This window comes from Arthrobacter sp. Y3223065, from assembly GCF_059090885.1.
In genome coordinates this window covers 887,544-907,213 of record NZ_JBNHGC010000001.1, presented here as the reverse complement: position 1 = coordinate 907,213, position 19,670 = coordinate 887,544, and the positions used below count along the sequence as shown (strand labels likewise).

General features: G+C 65.3%; 16 protein-coding genes and 2 pseudogenes. 9 read left to right on the top strand and 9 right to left on the bottom strand.

The features are described from left to right. Positions 1-81 precede the first annotated feature (81 nt). On the bottom strand, positions 82-2,208 hold the full coding sequence (locus AC5RUK_RS04205; protein WP_494151458.1) for a 3-hydroxyacyl-CoA dehydrogenase NAD-binding domain-containing protein: 2,127 nt from the start codon (positions 2,206-2,208) through the stop codon (positions 82-84). Then, complete coding sequence (locus AC5RUK_RS04200) at positions 2,205-3,500, bottom strand: thiolase family protein (protein ID WP_494151457.1); 1,296 nt, start codon at positions 3,498-3,500, stop codon at positions 2,205-2,207. The genes AC5RUK_RS04205 and AC5RUK_RS04200 overlap by 4 nt, the downstream gene beginning before the upstream one ends. A 152-nt stretch (positions 3,501-3,652) precedes the next feature. On the opposite strand from AC5RUK_RS04200, the pseudogene AC5RUK_RS04195 reads away from it, so the two are divergent. Further along, positions 3,653-4,733 (top strand): annotated as a pseudogene (locus AC5RUK_RS04195) (DMT family transporter). Here the strand turns inward: AC5RUK_RS04195 and AC5RUK_RS04190 are convergent. Further along, positions 4,671-6,128, bottom strand: coding sequence for an HRDC domain-containing protein (locus tag AC5RUK_RS04190; RefSeq protein WP_494151456.1), 1,458 nt, complete (start codon positions 6,126-6,128; stop codon positions 4,671-4,673). The pseudogene AC5RUK_RS04195 and the gene AC5RUK_RS04190 overlap by 63 nt on opposite strands. A gap of 207 nt (positions 6,129-6,335) precedes the next feature. Here AC5RUK_RS04190 and AC5RUK_RS04185 point away from each other — a divergent pair. After that, a pseudogene (locus tag AC5RUK_RS04185) lies at positions 6,336-6,437 on the top strand (cold-shock protein); the annotation flags it as partial. A 119-nt stretch (positions 6,438-6,556) separates the two neighbouring features. Here the strand turns inward: AC5RUK_RS04185 and AC5RUK_RS04180 are convergent. Next, positions 6,557-6,859, bottom strand: a complete 303-nt coding sequence (locus AC5RUK_RS04180; protein WP_494151455.1) for a DUF4193 domain-containing protein — start codon at positions 6,857-6,859, stop codon at positions 6,557-6,559. A 702-nt stretch (positions 6,860-7,561) separates the two neighbouring features. On the opposite strand from AC5RUK_RS04180, the gene AC5RUK_RS04175 reads away from it, so the two are divergent. The 7 genes from AC5RUK_RS04175 to AC5RUK_RS04145 are packed head-to-tail and all read left to right on the top strand — an operon-like array spanning position 7,562 to position 12,578. Next, positions 7,562-7,966: an excalibur calcium-binding domain-containing protein gene (locus AC5RUK_RS04175; protein WP_494151454.1), complete on the top strand. Its 405-nt coding sequence runs from the start codon at positions 7,562-7,564 to the stop codon at positions 7,964-7,966. A 28-nt stretch (positions 7,967-7,994) separates the two neighbouring features. Next, entirely contained in the window at positions 7,995-8,714 is a 720-nt protein-coding gene (locus tag AC5RUK_RS04170; RefSeq protein ID WP_494151453.1) for a class F sortase, read from the top strand. Positions 8,715-8,774: 60 nt separating this feature from the next. Continuing rightward, positions 8,775-10,406, top strand: coding sequence for an AAA family ATPase (locus tag AC5RUK_RS04165; protein ID WP_494151452.1), 1,632 nt, complete (start codon positions 8,775-8,777; stop codon positions 10,404-10,406). Between the two features lie 9 nt (positions 10,407-10,415). Further along, positions 10,416-10,841: a hypothetical protein gene (locus AC5RUK_RS04160; protein ID WP_494151451.1), complete on the top strand. Its 426-nt coding sequence runs from the start codon at positions 10,416-10,418 to the stop codon at positions 10,839-10,841. Continuing rightward, positions 10,838-11,062, top strand: coding sequence for a hypothetical protein (locus AC5RUK_RS04155; protein ID WP_494151450.1), 225 nt, complete (start codon positions 10,838-10,840; stop codon positions 11,060-11,062). The genes AC5RUK_RS04160 and AC5RUK_RS04155 overlap by 4 nt, the downstream gene beginning before the upstream one ends. Continuing rightward, a complete protein-coding gene (locus AC5RUK_RS04150) occupies positions 11,059-11,946 on the top strand; it encodes a ComEA family DNA-binding protein (protein ID WP_494151449.1) in 888 nt (295 codons plus the stop codon). The genes AC5RUK_RS04155 and AC5RUK_RS04150 overlap by 4 nt, the downstream gene beginning before the upstream one ends. Then, positions 11,943-12,578, top strand: a complete 636-nt coding sequence (locus AC5RUK_RS04145) for a 4Fe-4S single cluster domain-containing protein (protein WP_494151448.1) — start codon at positions 11,943-11,945, stop codon at positions 12,576-12,578. Before AC5RUK_RS04150 ends, AC5RUK_RS04145 begins: the two co-directional genes overlap by 4 nt. Positions 12,579-13,038: 460 nt before the next feature. Here the strand turns inward: AC5RUK_RS04145 and AC5RUK_RS04140 are convergent, their stop codons facing one another. From AC5RUK_RS04140 to AC5RUK_RS04120, 5 genes are all read right to left on the bottom strand, one after another. Further along, positions 13,039-13,371 (bottom strand): FCD domain-containing protein, encoded by a 333-nt coding sequence (locus AC5RUK_RS04140; protein ID WP_494151447.1) that lies wholly within the window; start codon positions 13,369-13,371, stop codon positions 13,039-13,041. Positions 13,372-14,064: 693 nt separating this feature from the next. After that, complete coding sequence (locus tag AC5RUK_RS04135; protein WP_494151446.1) at positions 14,065-16,686, bottom strand: excinuclease ABC subunit UvrA; 2,622 nt, start codon at positions 16,684-16,686, stop codon at positions 14,065-14,067. Between the two features lie 335 nt (positions 16,687-17,021). Next, positions 17,022-17,309, bottom strand: coding sequence for a hypothetical protein (locus tag AC5RUK_RS04130; RefSeq protein WP_494151445.1), 288 nt, complete (start codon positions 17,307-17,309; stop codon positions 17,022-17,024). Between the two features lie 564 nt (positions 17,310-17,873). Next, positions 17,874-18,464, bottom strand: coding sequence for a DUF3000 domain-containing protein (locus AC5RUK_RS04125; protein WP_493987546.1), 591 nt, complete (start codon positions 18,462-18,464; stop codon positions 17,874-17,876). Between the two features lie 114 nt (positions 18,465-18,578). Continuing rightward, the gene (locus AC5RUK_RS04120) at positions 18,579-19,646 is read right to left on the bottom strand and encodes a threonine aldolase family protein (protein ID WP_494151444.1); all 1,068 of its coding nucleotides are present in this window, start codon (positions 19,644-19,646) and stop codon (positions 18,579-18,581) included. Positions 19,647-19,670 lie beyond the last annotated feature (24 nt).

Here is a 19,670-nt window from a genome sequence, read left to right as displayed (position 1 = left end):
ACGCCGGTTCCGCCCGCGGCCACGAACCGCCGTCGTCTCGGAGGACCGGTACGACGGCGGTGCCCGGGCTGGGTGCTGCGGTTACCGCTCCGGGTGGAACTTTCGGCCGTTGACCCGTTCGGAGGCGCCCACCCGGTCCAGGTAGGGGGTGATGCCGCCCAAATGCAGCGGCCAACCCGCACCCATGACCATGCACAGGTCGATGTCTTCCGCCGCGGCCACCACGCCTTCTTCCAGCATGAGCCCGATCTCCTCGGCCAGTGCGTCCTGGGTGCGCCGCAGCAGTTGCTCGGCGCTGCTGGGGGAGTCCCCGAACTCCAGCAGCGCCAGAGTCGACTCGGGAATCACCTGCCGGCCGTCGTCGTCGGTGATCCAGAGGGACGTGATGCCGTTGTCGATGAGCCGCTGCTGGTTGGCGGAGACCCGGAAGCGGTCGTCGAAGGCCGCATTCAGCGACTCGGTGACATGCTGGGCCACCGGGATGCCGACCATGGCCAACAGGGTGAACGGGGTCATCGGCAGACCCATGGGCCTGAGCGCGTTGTCGGCAATGTCGGCGGGCGTGCCTTCGTCGAAGGCGTTGGCCACTTCCCCCATCAGCCGCAGCAGCACGCGGTTCACCACAAAGGCGGCAGCGTCCTGGACCAGTACCGTGGTCTTCTTGAGTGCCTTGCCCAAAACGAAGGCGGTGGAGAGAACTTCGTCACTGGTCTTCGGCGCCCGGACGATTTCCAGCAGGGGCATGACGGCCACCGGGTTGAAGAAGTGAAAGCCGACCACACGTTCCGGATGCAGCAGGTCCGCCGCCATCTCCGTAACCGACAGCGATGAGGTGTTGGTCGCGAGGATGCAGTCCTGGGAGACCACTGCCTCGACCTCGGCGAAGACCTGCTTCTTGACGGACAGTTCCTCGAACACCGCCTCGATCACGAAGTCGGCATCCGCGAACGCTTCCTTGGCGACCGAGCCGGTGACCAGGGCCTTGGTGCGGTTGGCTGCGTCGGCCGAGAGCCGCTTCTTGGCCAGCAGTTTGTCCACTTCGGCGTGGACGTACCCCACGCCCTTGTCCACCCGGGCCTGGTCGATGTCCGTCATCACCACCGGAACCTTCAGCTGGCGGGCGAACAGCAACGCCAGTTGGCTGGCCATCAGGCCCGCGCCGACCACGCCCACCTTGGTGACAGGCCGGGCGAGCTTCGGGTCCGGTGCGCCGGCCGGCCGCTTCGAACGCTTCTGCACCAGCTCCAAAAAGGCGTAGACCGTGTCGCGGAAATGCGGGGTCTGCATCAATTCAGCGAGCGCCTCGACTTCAAGGTCGGCTGATTCCTGCTGGCCTTTGCCCCGGCCGGCGTCCAGGACGTCCAGCACCTTGGCCGGTGCCGGCGCGGCGTTGGACGTCTTGGCCTCCACGAACTTCCGACCGGCCGCGATGGCGTTGTCCCAGTCCGCCTCCGAGGCCGCCGAGGTTCCAGCGCGGCGATCCGCGACCAGCCGTCGGGCGCCGTCGTCGGTGAGGATCCGCGTGGCCCAGGCCAGCGACTGCTCCAGGAAATCGGCCGGTTCGAACAGGACGTCGGCGATGCCCAGCCGGTAGGCGGCCGCGCCGTCCAGCGCCTTGTTGTTGCTCAACGGATTCTCGACCATGATCTTGACGGCGTTGGCCGGGCCGATCAGCCGCGGCAGCCGGTAGACCCCGCCCCAGCCGGGGATCAGGCCCAAGAAGGCTTCCGGCAGTGAGATGGCGCTGGCGCCGGTGGAGATGGTGCGGTAGTCGGCGGCGAGCGCGATCTCCAGCCCGCCGCCCATCGCCGCTCCGTTAATGAAGGCGAAGGTCGGCACGCCCATGGAGGCGAGCGTGGCGTAAACATCGTGGCCCAGCCGGGCCATCGCCCGCCCGTCTTCGGGATCGGCGAGCTTGCCCACGGCGCTCAAGTCCGCCCCGGCCACCAGGTAGTAGGGCTTGCCGGTGATGGCGACGGCGGAGATCTTGCCCGCCGCGGCCCGTGCCTTGAGCCCCTCGAGTGCCGTGCCCAGTTCCACCAGGGTATTGGGGCCGAGGGTGGTCGGCTTGCGGTGGTCCAGGTCGTTGTCCAGGGTCAGCAGCGCCAGGGTGCCGGCACCGGGCAGCGCCACGTCCTGCACGTAGGAATGGGTGACGGTCTCGTCCGGAAACTTCGCGGCCAGGGCCGTGTACTGGGCGGGGTTCATGCGTGGTCCTCTCGTGCCGGTGCTGATGCGGGGGCGGCGGTTTTGACAGTTTCGGCGGCTGTATCAACGGTGCTGCCCGAATAATCCGCATGGTGCGGGTTCTCCCAGATCACCGTTCCCCCCATGCCCAGCCCAATGCACATCGTGGTCAGTCCGTAGCGGACCGACGGGTCCTCTTCGAACTGGCGGGCCAGCTGGGTCATGAGGCGCACGCCGGAGGCGGCCAGGGGGTGGCCGACGGCGATGGCCCCGCCGTAGCGGTTGACGCGGGGATCGTCGTCGGCCATCCCGTAGTGATCCAGGAAGGACAGCACTTGTACGGCGAAAGCCTCGTTGATCTCGAACAAGCCGATGTCCGAAATGTCCAGGCCGGCCAGCTTCAGGGCCTTCTCGGTGGCGGGGACGGGGCCGATGCCCATCACTTCGGGCTCGACGCCGGCGAAGGCGTAGGAGACCAGGCGCATCTTCACCGGCAGGCCGAGTTCCCCGGCGGCCTCCGCAGAGGCCAGCAGGGAGACCGTGGCGCCGTCGTTGAGGCCGGCGGCGTTGCCGGCGGTGACCCGGCCGTGCGGGCGGAACGGGGTCCGCAGCCCGGCCAGGTCTTCCACGGTGGTGTCCGGCCGCGGGGGTTCGTCGGCGCTGTGCAGCGACCAGCCTTCGCCCGGTTTGCGGCCGGCCACCGGCACCAGGTCGGGCTGGATGCTGCCGTTCCGGTAGGCCGCGGCGAGCTTGGCCTGGCTGGCCGCGGCATAGGCATCGGACCGTTCCCTGGTGATCGCGGGGAAGCGGTCATGCAGGTTTTCGGCGGTGTTGCCCATGTTCAGCGCCGCGGGGTCCACCAGGCGCTCGCTGGCGAACCGCGGATTCGGATCCGCCCCCTGGCCCATTGGATGGTTCCCCATGTGTTCCACGCCGCCGGCCACCACCACGTCGTGCGCCCCGAAGGCGATGCCCCCGGCCGTCGTCGTCACGGCGGTCATGGCGCCGGCGCACATCCGGTCAATGGCGAAGCCGGGGACCGAACGGGGCAGCCCGGCGAGAAGCGCGGCGGTGCGACCGATGGTCAGGCCCTGGTCGCCGGTCTGCGTGGTCGCGGCGATGGCCACGTCGTCGATGCGCTCGGGCGGCAGCGACGGATTGCGGCGCAAGAGTTCCCGGATGCACTTGACCACCAGGTCGTCGGCCCGGGTGCCGGCGTGAATCCCCTTCTCACCCGCCTTGCCGAACGGGGTGCGCACGCCGTCGACGAAGACGACATCGCGCAGGGCGCGGGGCGGGGACGTAGGGCTCACCTGATACCTCCATGAGATGCGGGACACAGTGCTAGGCAAGATGTTACCCGCCGGTAACTTAGCCAGCAAGCGCGGGCCGGTGGTCGGGTGGAAGGCATGCTGCGGGTACGGTGCAGCGGCTAGGCTGGGCGGCAGGCAACCGGCGAGGAGACATGGAAGCAGAAGGACAGCGGTACCGGCCGGCGGTGGCCTACCCCGGTGCGTTACTGGTGCTGGCGGCGTCAGTGCTGTGGGGGACTACCGGAACGGCTGCCACCTTCGCGCCCGAGGTTGGTCCGCTTGCCATCGGCGCGGTGGCCATGGGGGTGGGCGGGCTGTTGCAAGCGCTGACTGCGCTGCGGCCGCTGGGTCGTGCCCGGCGGCGACTCCGGGTGCAGTGGAAGCTGGTGCTTCCGGGGGCGGTCGCCGTCGCCGTGTATCCGTTGGCGTTCTACAGTTCCATGCACCTGGCTGGCGTTGCCGTCGGCACGGTTGTCAGCATCGGCTCCGCCCCCTTGGCGTCTGCGCTCATCGAACGGGCTGTCGACCGTCACATCCTCGGCGCCCGCTGGGCCGGCGCCGCCGTGCTGGGGCTCTCCGGAACCGCCCTGCTGTGTTTCGCGGCCGCCGGAGGCGGCGGCAACGGTACCCCGGACGGCGGTATTGCCTGGGGTGCGGGCGGGACGCTCGCCGGTATTGCCTTGGGCCTGTTGGCGGGACTGACCTACGCCCTCTACTCCTGGGCGGCACATCGGATCATTGGCGGCGGGGTTCCCGCACGTGCCGCCATGGGCGCCATGTTCGGCCTGGGCGGACTGTTGCTGATGCCGGTGCTTGCTGGCCACGGGCGCTCCGCTGCTGGCCTCCTGGGGCAACGCTGCCGTGGGGGCCTACATGGCACTGGTCCCGATGTTCGCCGGCTACGTGTTGTTCGGCCTCGGCCTCGCGCGGGTCCGTGCCAGCACCGCCACAACGCTTTCGCTGGCGGAGCCTGTGGTGGCTGCCGTGCTGGCCGTGCTGGTGGTGGGCGAGCGGCTTCCGCCCGTCGGCTGGTTGGGCGTCGCCCTGGTCGTCGCCGGCCTCGCCGTCCTGACTGTACCCGGCCGCCGCCGGTTTGCCTCCGCGGTCAGCGGCCAGTCACCGTCCTCGACCGGTCGGCCGGCCGCTCCCGCGCCGGCGCAGCAGAGGCGGTCAGGCGGGGGAATGCCGTTCACGCCGGCGCCGCCGGATGGAGCCGGACACCGCCCCCGCTGAAGAATCGGCGGGCCCGGCAATGGTTCCCGTGGAAGTCCGCCGGCGCGCGGGGATGCCCGCAGCACCGTCGCCGGTCGCGGGCTCGGACCGCTCCGGGTTCTCCTTGAGTGCCAGCGGCTCCGGGTGGGCGTAGGCTTCGGCGAGCAGCCCGGCCGTCAGTTTGCGTTGCCAGGGGCGGGCGCCGAGTTCTGCCAGTGCGGCGTCCACCGACTGTTCCGTGACCGGCTCCGGCGGACGCCAGGCGGTGCGGCGCAGGTAGTCGGGGGTCAGCAGGTTCTCCACCGGCATGTCCAACTGCTCGGCGAGCGATGCCAGCCGGGGCCGGGCTGTCTGCAGCCGGGCCGCGGCGGCCGGGTCCTTGTCGGCCCAGGAGCGCGGCGGCGGGGGAGCGTTGGTGGGCAGGTGCAGGGGAGGCAGCTCGGTCTCGCCCCGGGCGGTGGCAACGCAACGCAGCCAGCGCGGTGCTTCACGCTGTGCCGCCCGCCCATGGAACCCGTGCGTCTCCAACAACTGCGGGACGGTGGCGGGCATGGCCTTGGCCGCAGCGACGATGGCCGAGTCGGGGATCAGCCGGCCCGGTGCAACATCGCGCTTGGCGGCCAGGGCTTCGCGTTCGTTCCAGAGTTCGCGCACGGCGGCCAGCTGCCGGCGGTCGCGGATCTGGTGCAGTCCGGAGGTGCGGCGCCAGGGGTCCACGCGCGGCGGCGACGGCGGGGCGGCGCGCACGGCCTCGAATTCCTCCAGCGCGTACTCCAACTTGCCGGCGTCGCGCAGCTTCTCGATCAGGGCCTCGCGGAGCTCGATGAGCACCTCGACGTCCAGGGCGGCATAGCGCAGCCACGGCTCGGGCAGAGGGCGCGTGGACCAGTCCGCCGCGGAGTGCTCCTTGGCGAGCGTGAAGCCGAGCAGGGATTCGATGACGGCGGCCAGCCCAACCCGGGGCAGGCCGGCCAGCCGGGCGGCGAGTTCGGTGTCGAACAGTTTGTCCGGCCACATTCCCAGCTCGGACAGGCAGGGCAAATCCTGGCTGGCGGCGTGCAGGATCCACTCGACGCCGCGCAGGGAGTCATTGAGCAGCTTCAGGTCCTCAAACGGCTCGGGGTCGATCAGCCAGGTGCCGGCACCCTCGCGCCGCAACTGGACCAGGAAGGCCCGCTGCCCATAGCGGAAGCCCGAGGCCCGCTCGGCATCGATGGCGACGGGTCCGGTGCCGGCCGCCAGCGCGTCGGCGGCCCGCTGCAGCCCCGCTTCGCTGGCGATGACCAGCGGAACGCCGTCGCGGGGCGCGTCGAGGTGGATCAGCTGGGGGGTCTGCTCCCGGGGTTCTGCGGCGTCAGTGGAGGTGCTCTGGTCAGGGCTGTTGTGCCCGGACGTGTCCGAAGTCAAGGAGCTCATGATCCGTTCAGTTTAGGCCAGCATTATGCGCCCGGCCGAATGGCGGGACGCGCCGTGCCGTAATCGAGGCGATGAAGCGCCGCACGCCGGCTTTCTCGCAACCCGCAGCCATTTCTGGTGCATCCGCAGCTCCCGGGTAATTACGAAACGTGCAACTAAATCGCTAGCGGATGGGTTCCTGCGGATGAGTCCTCATCTGGGTTGCGCCAGGACGACGGCGGGCCGGATGTGTTCGCACACTTCTCGGCCAGCGCCTCCAGCGGTTACCGCTCCCTGGAAGAGAACCAGCGGGTCGAGTTCGGCCTATGAAGCCGCCGGCACGGGCATCGGACGGTTACTGGCGCTGGCCGGCGCCGGACTCCATGTTGACGGTGGGAGCATGGCCCGCCACTAAGGGTGCTGACCCACCCAACAGTGAGAACGGCCGTTTAGCCGTCGCAGTCGGTGCAGTAGGCGTGGCTGCCCTTCTGTCGGGCAATCTGGGACCGGTGGCGGACCATAAAGCACGAGTTGCACGTGAATTCGTCTTCGGCCTGGGGGATGACCTGAACGGTCAGCTCCTCGGCGATGAACTCGCCCCCGGGAACACCGGCTCCGTCCAGGCCGTCGGCCTCATCCAGCTCCATCACGACGCTGCGGGCATCCGGTGCGTTTGCAGACTTTAGTGCCTGCAGAGACTTCTGCTGGGATTCCTTGACGTCGGACCGAACCTCGTCGTAATCGGTTGCCACTTGGCTTGTTCTCTTTTCTCGAAGGTTGACTGACTCCGGTAAACGTATAGCACTCGGCGGCTATTCCGCTTTCGAAGGGCAGGCAGCATGATCCGGTCTGGATGGTCGGCGGCGGTAGATCATCACATAGATGGGGACTGGAGGGCGAAGAGCACAGGACGCTCTGAGCTACTGCCACCGTTTAGGAAGTTATTGCTTCGCAACGTCTGACTCCTCCGCTCTATACACTTCCGCGCTTAGGGTGGGACAAACCTTGGGGCGCCCCAGCCGCGGCTGAGCGACATCCCGGAACTCGTCGAAGGCATGCGGCGGGGCAGTTTGAAGATCCATCCGACCGAGTCCGGGACGCCCGCGGAGCTGTCTGCCGGGCAGGAGATGGCCGTCTTCGCGCATACGGCCAGGCCGGGCAGCAGCAGGATCGCGGCGGCAGCAGCCAGGGTGCGGGGGAGCCCGGTCAGTCTCTGCCGAAGAGGGGATTACAGGGGGCCAACGGAGCCCGAAACCCGCTGCCCGGAAGGCATCCTGATGTACTTGTTGTTCGTAGTGTCCGCGGCGCACGGCAACGACGGATGCGCTGACATATTTCCCCCAAAATAAGCATCGCTCTTGCAATGAATCGATAAATCTGTACGTTGATGTTAGCAGCGCCACTTTCTATCAGTTTGCTGCACAACATTATTTCTTGGCTATTGAGGGGTAAGCATGAAGAAGAAGACCGCAGTTCTTTCACTCGTCTCCGTTGCCGGGTTCTCCGTTCTGTCTGCAACACCGGCTATGGCCGTGGGCACCGCCTACGACAACTGCAGTGACGCAGCAGCCCAGGGCGTTTACAACATCCCGGCTGGTTCCCCGGGCTACGGAACCCATCTCGATAGTGACCTCGATGGCATCGGCTGCGAAAACAGCAGCGCCGCGCCTGCCCCCGCCCCGGCTCCCGCCGACAATACGCAGCAGGTGACCCAGATGCCCGTCGGCGGCGCCGACACCGGTGTACCGACCGAAAACCCCGCCAATATCAGCGCTCTCGCCCTGACCGGCGGCCTCGTCCTGGCGGCAGTCGGCGGAAGAACCTACCTGGTACGCCGTCGTGCGGCAGCACAGGCCTAACAGCCACCTCAGCCGTAACCACTAACGCATGATTGACTCACTAATCGGCCGCCGCGGAAGCCATCTGGCTACCGCGGCGGCCGCCCTGATTCTTCTGGCCGGCTGCGCCGCGCCCGCAACGGAACCAGCCGCGCAAGCCGCCCCCATGGGCCAGGCCACGTCGGCAGCTGCCCAGACGGAACACCCCGCCGCGGAACCCACGCAGACGACAACCCCCGCCGCTGCTGAGACCAAACAATCGAAGCCAAAATCTTCTGCTGCGCCCGCGCCCGAGGAAGCCCAAGAGCCGGTCCTGCCGGAATCCCCGCCGGTCACAGTGGCCATCCCGTCGCTCGGCGTGCAGTCGAAGCTGCTGCGGCTCGGCCTGCAGGATAACGGCACACTCGAAGTGCCTCCGGGAGATCCCGGTTCGCCTGCCGGCTGGTATATCCATTCCCCCACACCTGGGGAACGCGGGCCGGCAGTGTTCCTCGGCCACGTCAATGCCTACGGCAATGGACCCGGTGTCTTCGCCGGCCTGCGCGCGCTGAAAGGCGGAGACACCATCGAAGTCGCTCGGGAAGACGGCACCACCGCCATCTTTACCGTCGACCGCGCCGAGGCCTACTCCAAGGAAACTTTCCCGACGCAGACGGTGTACGGGAACACGGAAGGGTCCGAACTTCGCCTCATCACCTGCGACGGATACGATCCTGCGACCCGAGAATTCGACGACAACTACGTGGTCTACGCAAAACTACGCACTTGATCCGCGTGAAGTTTGCCGCGGCGCTGGGAGTGAATCGCTTGATATGGAATGGGGGAAGACATGAAAGCCAAGCGGGAGACAGATTTCCGCCGGAATCTGATTGATCTGGTTAGGGCGCGCAACCCCGTACTCTTGGTCGAATCGCACGAGGACAGCCGGGTCCTGGAGATAATCCTAAGTGTCGCTCGGGATCCGGCGATCAAGAGACCACGCAACGTCGCCGCTTTCACGCTGAGCCGCGGCCTGCATGTTCCCGGCGAAACGGGGAAAGCCGTAGCCCCGGTTGATGCTCTGGCTGCTGTCATGAAGATCCCTGACCCGACCATCTTTGTCTTCTACGATCTTCAGCATTTCCTCGGAGGCCAGGGCCGAGGCCCGGAACCCGCTGTCGTGCGTGGCTTGCAGGACGTAGCCCGGGAGTTCCGAACAGGGCAGGTCCCTCATACTTTGGTGATCGTTGCGCCAAGCCTGACTCTGCCCGTCGAACTGGAAAAGGAGGTGTCCGTCCTCGACCTTCCCCTGCCCGGCAGAGTCGAAATTGCGTCTGTGCTGGATGACATCATCAGCGCTAACGCGTCGCAGATTGAAGTCGATCTATCCGAGGACGACCGGCAGCGGCTGCTGCAAGCCGCGCAAGGACTGACGCTCAGGGAAGCCGAGAATGCATTCGCCCGTGCCATTGCTTCTGACCGGCGCCTTGATGCGGCAGACATTGAAATGGTCCTCGAGGAGAAGCGACAAACCATCAAAAAGTCCGGCCTGTTGGAGTTCATCGATGACGTAGGGTCCATCGACGACATCGGCGGGCTGGAAAACCTAAAGACCTGGCTGAACAAGCGCAACGGGTCCTGGCTGCCGAGCGCACAGGAGTGGTCGATACCGGCTCCAAAAGGCGTACTGATCACCGGTGTGCCTGGATGCGGGAAGAGCCTGACAGCAAAGTGCATGTCCTCCCTATGGGGGCTGCCCCTACTAAGGATGGACGTGGGGCGCGTCTTTTCCGGCCTGGTGGGTTCCAGCGAGCAGAACATGCGCGCCTCGCTAAGACTGGCGGAGGCGGTCGCTCCTTCGATTCTATGGATCGATGAGATCGAGAAAGGATTCGGGGCGGCCAGCGGGGGCGACTCCGGTACCAGCCAGCGGGTCTTCGGTACCTTCCTGACCTGGCTGCAGGAGAAATCACAGCCGGTGTTTGTTATCGCGACGGCGAACAAAATCGACGGTCTTCCCCCGGAACTGCTGCGCAAGGGACGATTCGACGAGATTTTCTTCGTGGACCTCCCGACAACGGCGGAACTTAAGGTCATCTGGAAGATTCAACTGCAGCAACGGCTAACCCCAGGCTCGAAGGCATCCGGGGAAATCGAGGTCAGTAACGCATTGCTCGAGCGGCTGGCAGAGGAGAGCAACGGCTTTTCAGGTGCCGAGGTCGCGGAGGCCGTGGTCAGCGCCTGCTTCGACGCCTATTCGGAACGCCGGGCGCTGCGCGATACCGACCTTATCCGCACGATCAAAAACACCGTGCCGCTCTCGACCACCCAGGCGGAGCAAATCAGAGCCATTCGCCAGTGGGCCTCCCAAAGGGCAGTTGCCGCCACCTCCGCCCAGGACCAGTCCGAGTATGACGTCCCGGTTCATGCCGACACCGGCGACGTCGCATCCTGGCGCGGCGGCCGCCGCATAGATTTCTAGGAGTCAACTATGAGTCTCGAAGTGCTGCTGATTCCGGCAGGAATCGCCGTGATAGCCGCCCTAAAGGAAGCCCGCAGTTCGGATCTGTGCGAAAAGTGCAAAACGACCCGCATCACCGACCAACCACTGCTCATCGAGGCCCTCACGGCCATCGGAGCCGCGGACATAAAGGTTCACGAGGGACGTGTAACCGGACTTAGCCCATTAGGACCATTTACGTTCCAGCGCATCGGCGAAGTGTTTCTCGGCCGTGTGGACAAAAACGAGTCACAAACGGATGCGCTGCTCTCCCAACTGGACCAGGCTGTCGGTGCGATCCTGCAGCACCGCACGGTCGAAAACGTGCGGGCCCAGGCCGCAGCCATGGGAATGAGGCTCATTACCCAGCAGGCAGCCGACGGCAACGTTGAACTCGTGTTTGAGGAGGCGCCGTGACCAAGCGCATCACAGTCACTGTCGATCCGAACGGGATGATCACTGTCATCGCGAGCGGTCAGCCCGGACCGAAATGTCTGGATGAAATGGCGACCATCAAGTCGCTGATACCGGGTGCGACGACTGTCGATTCACGTCTGACCCGGGAGTTCCACCAGGGTGCCACGGAAACCGTTGCCCAGGCACAGTGGCATAGAGAATATATGGAGAAACTGGAATGACCCCAGAAGAAAAGCTGTGTTCCCGGAAGTGGCGGCTGCTCAACAGTGCCGGAGTGCTATGGAGCATCCTCTCCTTCGGGTTGCTTACCTGCGTCAACTTCCTTGTCCGCGGGATCAAGTCCAAGAACCGTCGCTGGATCATCTACGGGATAGGTTTTGCAGTCCTGTCGGTCGTTCTGCTCACCTGGAGCTCTAACGTCAACAGCGGCACCAAAGAAGCACCTGTCTCGACCCCCGGGTCCACCGCGTGGGGGTGGGTCTGGTTCCTGAGCTGGGTCGGCGGCATCGTCCTGTCCGTGATGACCAACCGCAAGTGGCTCATGTGGAAGGCCCACCATAGGAACAACAAGTGGTACGCGCAGCCAGCCACAGCGTATGGAATGCACCAAGCGGGTCCCGGCGTGCAGCCAGGACAGCAGCAGGTTCCGCCTGCATGGCCCTATCAGGCGCAGGGGCAGCAGCACCAAGGCCAGCCGTATTCTCCTCAAGCGCATCCTTTCCAACAACCGCGGTACATGGGGCCGAACCAACCACATGCACCGATGAGCGGTCAAAGCTACGCAGCGGGAAGCGAACCAGGATCGGGACATTCCCCTTTGCAGGCCCAGCAGAGCCAACGGCCCGTAAACGTCAATGGGGCGAGAGCTGAGGATTTCGCCGCGCTTGGAGTGGACCAAGCCACCGCCGAGAAAATCGTTAACACCCGCTACTACCTTGGTGGCTACAGATCCTTCGAGCACATGCTTGCAGCAACGGGAGTTGCGCCCCACATCCTCATACCCCTCCGTGGGTCACTGAGTTTTGAAGCTCCACGGGATGGACAGTCAACATCGACCCCCGACGCTCCAAAGCGTGACGCCGGTGGCCGGACCCTGGACCTATGATGCCCAACCACCCGCGGATCGCCAGCGTGGTCCACGCCACGACGGCCGAAGGACCAGGCCTGCGGACGGCAATTTGGGTACAAGGGTGCAGCATCCGCTGTCACGGGTGCATCAACCCCCATCTCTTTAGCCTGACGGGCGGGGAAATCATGTCACCGGAACAAATCATTCGGGATTCCCTCGCTGCAGGGGTCGAGGGACTGACGCTGCTGGGCGGCGAGCCATTCGACCAAGCTCGCCCTCTGGGGGGCTTGGCATCCCTGGCGCAGAAACGCGGACTAGGCGTCATCACTTTCACCGGCTACGAGTTCAATGACCTGGCATGCCGTGGCCACGATGCGCAGTCCTTGCTGGCCAGCACAGATCTACTGGTCGACGGACCCTACCGGGCAGACATGCCCGAACAGAAGAGGGCGCTCGTTGGCTCCACTAACCAGCGCTTCATCCATCTGACCGACCGATATGCCGATTACAATCCCAAAACACATCCGAACCGCGTCCACGTGCGGATCGCCTCTGACGGCACAGCCGCCATAGCTGGGTTCCTAGATTCTGCAGCCCTGAAGTCTCTTATGGAGACAACGGGGATGAAACGCGCACGACGAGTCCAACCCGGACGGCCGGGCCGTTAGTGCACAGTCAGCGCTGCGTCCGTGCATCGTAAGGCTGGCACCGTTCCTAAGTCTCCGAAAGCTTCGAGAGAGATAGGTGCAGATGAGAACAACAGACTGCCAGAGTCTGTTGTTCATCTCATACCCGATGTCTGGGAGCTACATATGCGCTGTTATCGGCGTTGTGTCATCTATGGGAGCCCCCTGCGCTCTGGATGGAAGCTCTCGCTTCGATCCGCCCACTTAGCGAGTTATAAGACCGTCATCCCGCAGCGCTGCCTGGAGCCTGGGCTTCGTTTACAAAAAACGTTGCCTATGGCAGGCGCGGGATCCGGTGCGACTGCCACCGGCGGAACGGACGACAGGGGAGTCGCAGGTAACCGGCATGGTTGTACTTCCCTTGCCGGAGACGTCGGCGGGGGGCGTTCCAGGCGCTGCCAAGTCTCGTGGCGACCGCAGAGGCACGCTATAACTGCTGATGCTAGGCTCGCAAAAAGACGTCGAGCGTGGCTGCGATGTTATTGTCGATGGCTGTGTGCGCTGCTGCAACATCTCCCCGCTGGAGGGCTTCGACGATCACCTCGTGCTCATGGCAAACGATGCTCTGCCGGTCCTGGGTCCGGAAGAGTGCTTCGATGCCGATGAAGACCTGGCGGGCGCGCAGCTTGTCGTATGTTTGGGAAATGAGATCGTTGCCGGCGGCGTCAACGAGGAGCCGGTGGAAGCGATGGTCAAGGCGGACGAACTCTGTTGGCTTGTCTGCGCGGGTTGTCTGCTGTTCCGTCAGCCTGTTCGATGAGGTTCCGCTGCTCATGAAGGGCCCGCTTAGGTCAGGCACCGTGGACAGCTCCAATACCAGGGTGTCGTGGAGACCGCCATGCCTTCCTGGAAAGTGTTGTGGGGCCACGAGTACGGTCTCGGAGAGCGCAAGATGGTCGACCTCGAGGATTGCTACCTGCTCCCTGAACCTAACCGTAGGCATCAGATGCAGTCATGGGCCCTCCGGCAGCCCTGACGCGAACAGGTTTACATCGGACCATATGGCTGGCGACAATTCGAGTACGGCAATTGGTCAACTCTCTGACCCGGCCGCCTACCTAATGAAGCAGGCATAGAAAACCGATAACCGTGAGTATGTCCGGACAGATGTCTCGAGGAAGCATCCTCTAACGGGACATTCACGAGCCCTGGTGGAACATGAATTCCATCGCGCTGGGGCCGTTCACAGGCATGATAAGTTCTCGCCCATCTTTGTCGCGGTGTGCGACCGTCTTACGCGGCAGGTTGAAAACAGTGCTGAGTTCGAGACTTTGTTCGCCTGGCCGAGTGGGCTCGGCCTATGCATAACCGACTCAGCTCCCTGTAGCAGGGCGGCATTCACGCCGTAACGCATCGCCCCTCTGGCGCCGCACCTGCAGGAGTGGATCCTCTGCGGCCACTGCACCTCCCTCAGCCTCTGGGCCGCATGACGGTGGCAGATGGTGTTCGGTATGCACCGTCTGTCTTGTCATGCCCGCCTCTGGCAGGCGGCTGCAAGGTACGGTGCTGTTCGGCTCTTCTGCGAACGCGCCACTGCGGCGGGTGTTCCGGCGGCAATGATCTTGCCGCCGGCGTCACCCCCGGCCGGCCCGAGGTCGATTACCCAGTCCGCTGCCGCCACCACATCCATCACATGTTCGACCACGATGACGGTATTGCCGGTATCAACGAGCCGGTGCAGCTGCGCCATCAGCAACTGGACGTCTGCGGGGTGCAATCCTGTGGTGGGCTCATCCAGCAAATAGAGTGTGTGGCCACGCTGGGGGCGTTGCAGTTCGGTGGCGAGCTTGATGCGCTGGGCCTCGCCGCCGGAGAGTTCGGTGGCGGGCTGGCCCAGCCTCAGGTACCCCAATCCCACCTCACGCAGGGCCTGGAGGCTGCGCGCGGCGGCGGGGACGCCGGCGAGGAACTCGGCGGCGGCGTCCACCGTCATGCTTAGCACTTCGGCGATGTTCTGGCCGTGGTAGGTGACCTCAAGCGTTTCGGGGTTGAAACGCGAGCCGTGACATTCCGGGCAGGGTCCGTAGCTGCCGGGCAGGAACAGCAGTTCCACAGCCACGAACCCTTCCCCCTGGCAGGTTTCACAGCGGCCGCCGGCAACATTGAAGGAAAACCGTCCGGCACCGAAGCCCCGGGTGCGGGCCTGGTCCGTGGCCGCGAATTCCTTCCGGACTGCATCAAAGAGTCCCGTGTAGGTTGCGAGGTTGGAACGCGGAGTGCGGCCGATCGGCTTCTGGTCGACCTTCACCAACCGGTCCAGCTGATCCACCCCGGAGACGGGCGTCAAGCCCAGAGACCCAGCCGGGTCACCGGCTGCGACGCCCGGGCCGTCCGGCGCCGGCTTGTCCGCAGCGGCGGTTGCTGGATGCAGTCGAGCGCCCACCACCTCGGCGAGAACCTGACTGACCAGGGTCGACTTGCCTGAACCGGACACGCCGGTGACCGCGGTCAGCACCCCCAGCGGGAAGTCGGCGTCGAGCTCGCGCAAGTTATGCCGGCTGATGTCCCGCAGCTCCAGCCAGCCGGTCGCTTCGCGGCGGGCATCGCCATCAGAACCGCCGCCCGGCGCACTATCAATCAGCGAACCGCCCTCGGCCGTTTCAACAGAACCATCGGAACCCTCTGGGAACAAGAACGGTCTGGTCACGGAAGCCTGGACCTCGGCGAGGCCGGCTACCGGGCCGCTGTAAAGCACCTCGCCTCCTCCTTCCCCGGCCCGCGGACCCACATCCACCAGCCAGTCGGCTCGGCGTACCACATCCATGTTGTGCTCCACCACGAACACGGAGTTGCCGGAGGACTTGAGTTGGTCCAGGACCGCGAGCAGGGGTTCGGCGTCGGCCGGGTGCAGGCCCGCCGAGGGCTCGTCGAGCACGTAAATCACGCCGAACAGCCCGGAGCGGAGCTGGGTGGCGATCCGGAGGCGCTGCATCTCCCCGGGGGAGAGCGTGGGGGTGGAGCGGCCCAGGGCGAGGTAGCCCAGCCCCAAGTCCAGGAGCACTGTGACCCGCAGCAGCAGATCGCGGGTAATGGCGACGGCCACCTCGTTGCCTTCTCCGGAGGATTGCTGGCGCGAGGCGGTCTCAGGGGCGATGCGCTCCGTGGTGGGCCGGATTATTTCGGCCAGCTCGGTCATCGGCAGTGCATTGAGCTCGGCGATGGTCTTCCCGGCGAAGGTCACGGCCAGGGCCTCGGTTCTGAGCCCGCTGCCGTCGCACCGGGGGCACGGTCCGCTCTGCATGAAGCGCAGCACGCGCTCACGCATGGTGGTGCTCTTGGAGTCGGCCAGGGTGTGCAGCACATAGCTCCGGGCGCTCCAGAATCGGCCCTTATACGGTTTCTCGACGCGGTCTCGCTCAGGCGTCACTTCCACCACGGGCTGCTCTTCAGTGAAAAGGATCCAGTTGCGGTCCTTCCTCGGCAGCTTCCGCCAGGGCATGTCGACGTCGTACCCCAGGTGGATGAGGATGTCGCGCAGGTTCTTGCCCTGCCAGCCGCCGGGCCAGGCGGCGATGGCGCCGTCCCGGATGCTCAGTGAGGGGTCGGGGACCAGGGAAGCTTCACTGACGGTGTGGACGATGCCCAAGCCGTGGCATTCCGGGCAGGCCCCTGCGGCAGTGTTCGGGGAGAAAGCATCCGAGTCCAGTTGGCTGGCGCCCGCCGGATAGCTGCCGGCACGCGAAAAGAGCATGCGCAGCGAGTTGGACAACGTCGTGATGGTACCGACGGTGGAACGTGCCGTAACCGCGCCACGGCGCTGTTGAAGCGCGACGGCGGGAGGCAACCCCGTGATCTGCTCCACCTTCGGGTTGTGCCCCTGTTGGATGAGCCGGCGGGCGTACGGCGCGACGGATTCGAAGTACCGGCGCTGGGCTTCGGCATAGATGGTTCCGAAAGCCAGAGACGACTTGCCGGAGCCGGATACGCCGGTGAACGCCACGATGACATCGCGAGGCACATCAACATCAACGTTGCGCAGATTGTTTTCCCGAGCGCCGCGCACCCGGACAAAGCCGTCTGTGGAGGAATCGAGAGCCAGCGTAGACAGCGTGGGAGCCGGCAGTTCAAAAGCAGTCAGTTCACTTCTCATCGGTCCGCCGCTTTGCCTGCCATGTCAAAGCCTTCAATTGTCCTCCTTCTCAGGGCTGCCGCCCCGGACGGAACGACAGCTTACTGATCTATTCGGTTACATCGACCGTATTAGTCTCGCTGGGACTGATCAAACCGTGAGAGAAGGATCAGGTGGTGGTGTATCAGGCAGTCTCGAAGCACCTATGCTCAGCACGCTCAGGAGCCATATGCCGGCCAGGGGGTGAGCAGCGTCAGGATGACGAGTGACCATCCCGGGACTTTGGGAAGTGGAATGTGACCAGGATTCCGAGCAGTCCGAAAAGAATGATCGTCTTTCCTGTTCACTGAACGACGCTACAGGTGAACCTGCCGTGCCCAGCTCGGCCATGCGTCGGGTCCGGTGTCGAGGTCGATGCCTTGCAGACGAATCAAGCAGACCTCACCCGGAGATCGCGTTACCGCCCAAAGACTGTGGGATCGGCCTTGAGAGTGCGAAGGAATCCACTCAAGCACTTCATCGAGGTCGGCACCTGCAAGCTCCCACTCCTGCTTTGCGCCTCCTTCGGTCCAGAAGTAGACCCGGTATGTCGGATCGTCCACCTGCAAGGTTTGATCCCGTGGATCGATGAGCTTTGCTCTCATCCCACGACCGTACCTCCAGACCAGCCACGTACACAGGGCGTTCCCGATCCAAAGCATGTCGCAGTGAACGACCGACTTCTACCGACGGCAGATGCTTGGAGTGGGGCTGCTCAGCGATTGCCTTTAGGTTCGACCGCGTGTAGCCGTGTGGCTCACGCAAAGTGATCCTGTCCGCTTTAGCCGACACGCGCCAGTTCGGCGATCCGCTTCCACGGGAGATGCTTACGGAGGACGCCTGGGCGTTTGTGAGCGTTAGATTCAGCCTGTTATAGGTTGTGCGTGCACTGGCGTTTGGGGCGGTGAGCTGTTGACAGGATGATTGGCGCAGCACCTTGGGCGATGAGGAAGCCTCCGCACGAATCCGCCAGGACTCAAGCGTGGAGGCTCCCGACTCTCCAAGCTTCGTGAACCGGTCATGCCGTACGCTGCGGTTAACCGCAAGCATAGAGGAACGAGACAAGCGGCGGAGAGACCTAACACCGAAGCACACGATGCCTAAGGGACGGGCCGACGCCCGTCCGGCTGCTGCGCCGGCTGCTGGGTCTGCAGATGGGCGGCGGTTGGTCAGTTGCGGCGGCGGTTTGGCAGGGCGGCAACGCCTTCCGGCAGCGGCGGCAGCCCGGCGTAGGTGCACACCATGTCGCTCCACGCCTCCAGGTGGGAGCGGATGTCGGCGGAAGCAGGCGTCCAGGAGGCGCGAAGCTCGATGTCGATCGAGTCCTGCCGCCCGCTCAGCGTGCCGTAGCTTTCGGACAGGACGCGCGTGGCGGTGCCCCCGGCGTTGCGGTACGCGGCGCCGTGGTTCTCGAGGGCCTCCACCAGCCAGTCCCAAGCGACGGAGCCGAGCATGGTGTCGTTGCCCATGTCGGCGTCGAGCTGGGCGCGGATGTAGGTAACGATCCGGAAGGTTCCGTCCCAGACCGCCGAACCTTCGGGATCATGCAGCAGGATGAAGCGGCCGGTGGCCAGTTCCGGACCGTCGGCGGTCTGCAGCGCCGTGACCACCGGGCCGTGGAGCGGCCGGGGGCCGGGTTCGGCGATGACTTCCGCGCCGAGGGCCACGGCGAAGGGGGCCAGCCGGGAGGGCGCGGGAATTTCCTCCAACCGCAGTTCATTCCGGCACTGCGCCTGGCGCAAGGCCGACAGCGCGCGCATGAACTCAGGCGGCACTGCTGAGAGATCAATCGCACTCACACAGCCAGATTAGGCCCTGACGCCGCAGGACGTCAGGCAGGCGCGCCGGGGAGCCGTGGGGATCCCGGCGCGGGACTAGGAGAGTTCGCTGCGGATGGCCGCGGCGAAGGCGTCGATGTCGTCTTCGGTGGTGTCGAAGGAGCACATCCAGCGGACCTCCCCGCGCGACGAATCCCAGTCGTAGAAGCGGAATTTCTGCCGCAGCCGGTCCGCCACCCCGGGCGGCAGCGCGGCGAACACGGCGTTGGACTGGGTCGGCTGGGTCAACGACAGCCCCTCGACGCCCTCGACGGCGGCGCGCAGCCGGGCGGCCATCGCGTTGGCGTGGGAAGCGGAGCGCAGCCACAGGTCGCCGTCGTACAGGGCGATGAGCTGGGCGGAGATGAACCGCATCTTCGAGGCCAGCTGCATGTTCATCTTGCGCAGGTACGGCAGCCCGTGGGCCGCATCCGGGTTCAGCACCACCACGCATTCGCCATAGAGCAGGCCGTTCTTGGTGCCGCCGAGCGACAGAATGTCCACCCCGGCGTCGGTGGTAAAGCTGCGCAGGTCGGTGCCCAGGGAGGCGGCCGCATTGGACAGCCGCGCCCCGTCCATGTGCAGCTTCATGCCGCGTTCGTGCACGTGGTCGGCGATGGCGCGGATTTCCTCGATGCTGTACAGCCTGCCCAGCTCGGTGCTTTGGGTGATGGACACGGCCAGCGGCTGCGCGCGGTGTTCGTCGCCCCAGCCCCACGCCTCGCGGTCGATCAGCTCCGGGGTAAGCTTGCCGTCGTCGGCCGGCACCGCCAAGAGTTTAATCCCGCCCACGCGTTCGGGCGCACCGTTTTCGTCCACGTTGATGTGCGCGGTGGAGGTGCAGATGACGGCGCCCCACCGCGGCAACAGCGACTGAAGCGACAGCACGTTGGCGCCGGTCCCGTTGAACACCGGGAAAGCCTGGGCGGCGTCGCCGAAGTGTCCGGCGATCACCTGTTGCAACCGCGCGGTGTAGGCGTCCTCGCCGTAGGCGACCTGGTGCCCGGTGTTGGCATAAGCCAACGCGGTCAACACCTCCGGGTGGACGCCGGAGTAATTGTCCGAGGCGAAGCCGCGCAGGTCGGTGTCGTGCAGGGAGCCGGAAAGCAGGGGGGAGTCAGTCACGTGTTTCAGTATTCCTTAATCAGT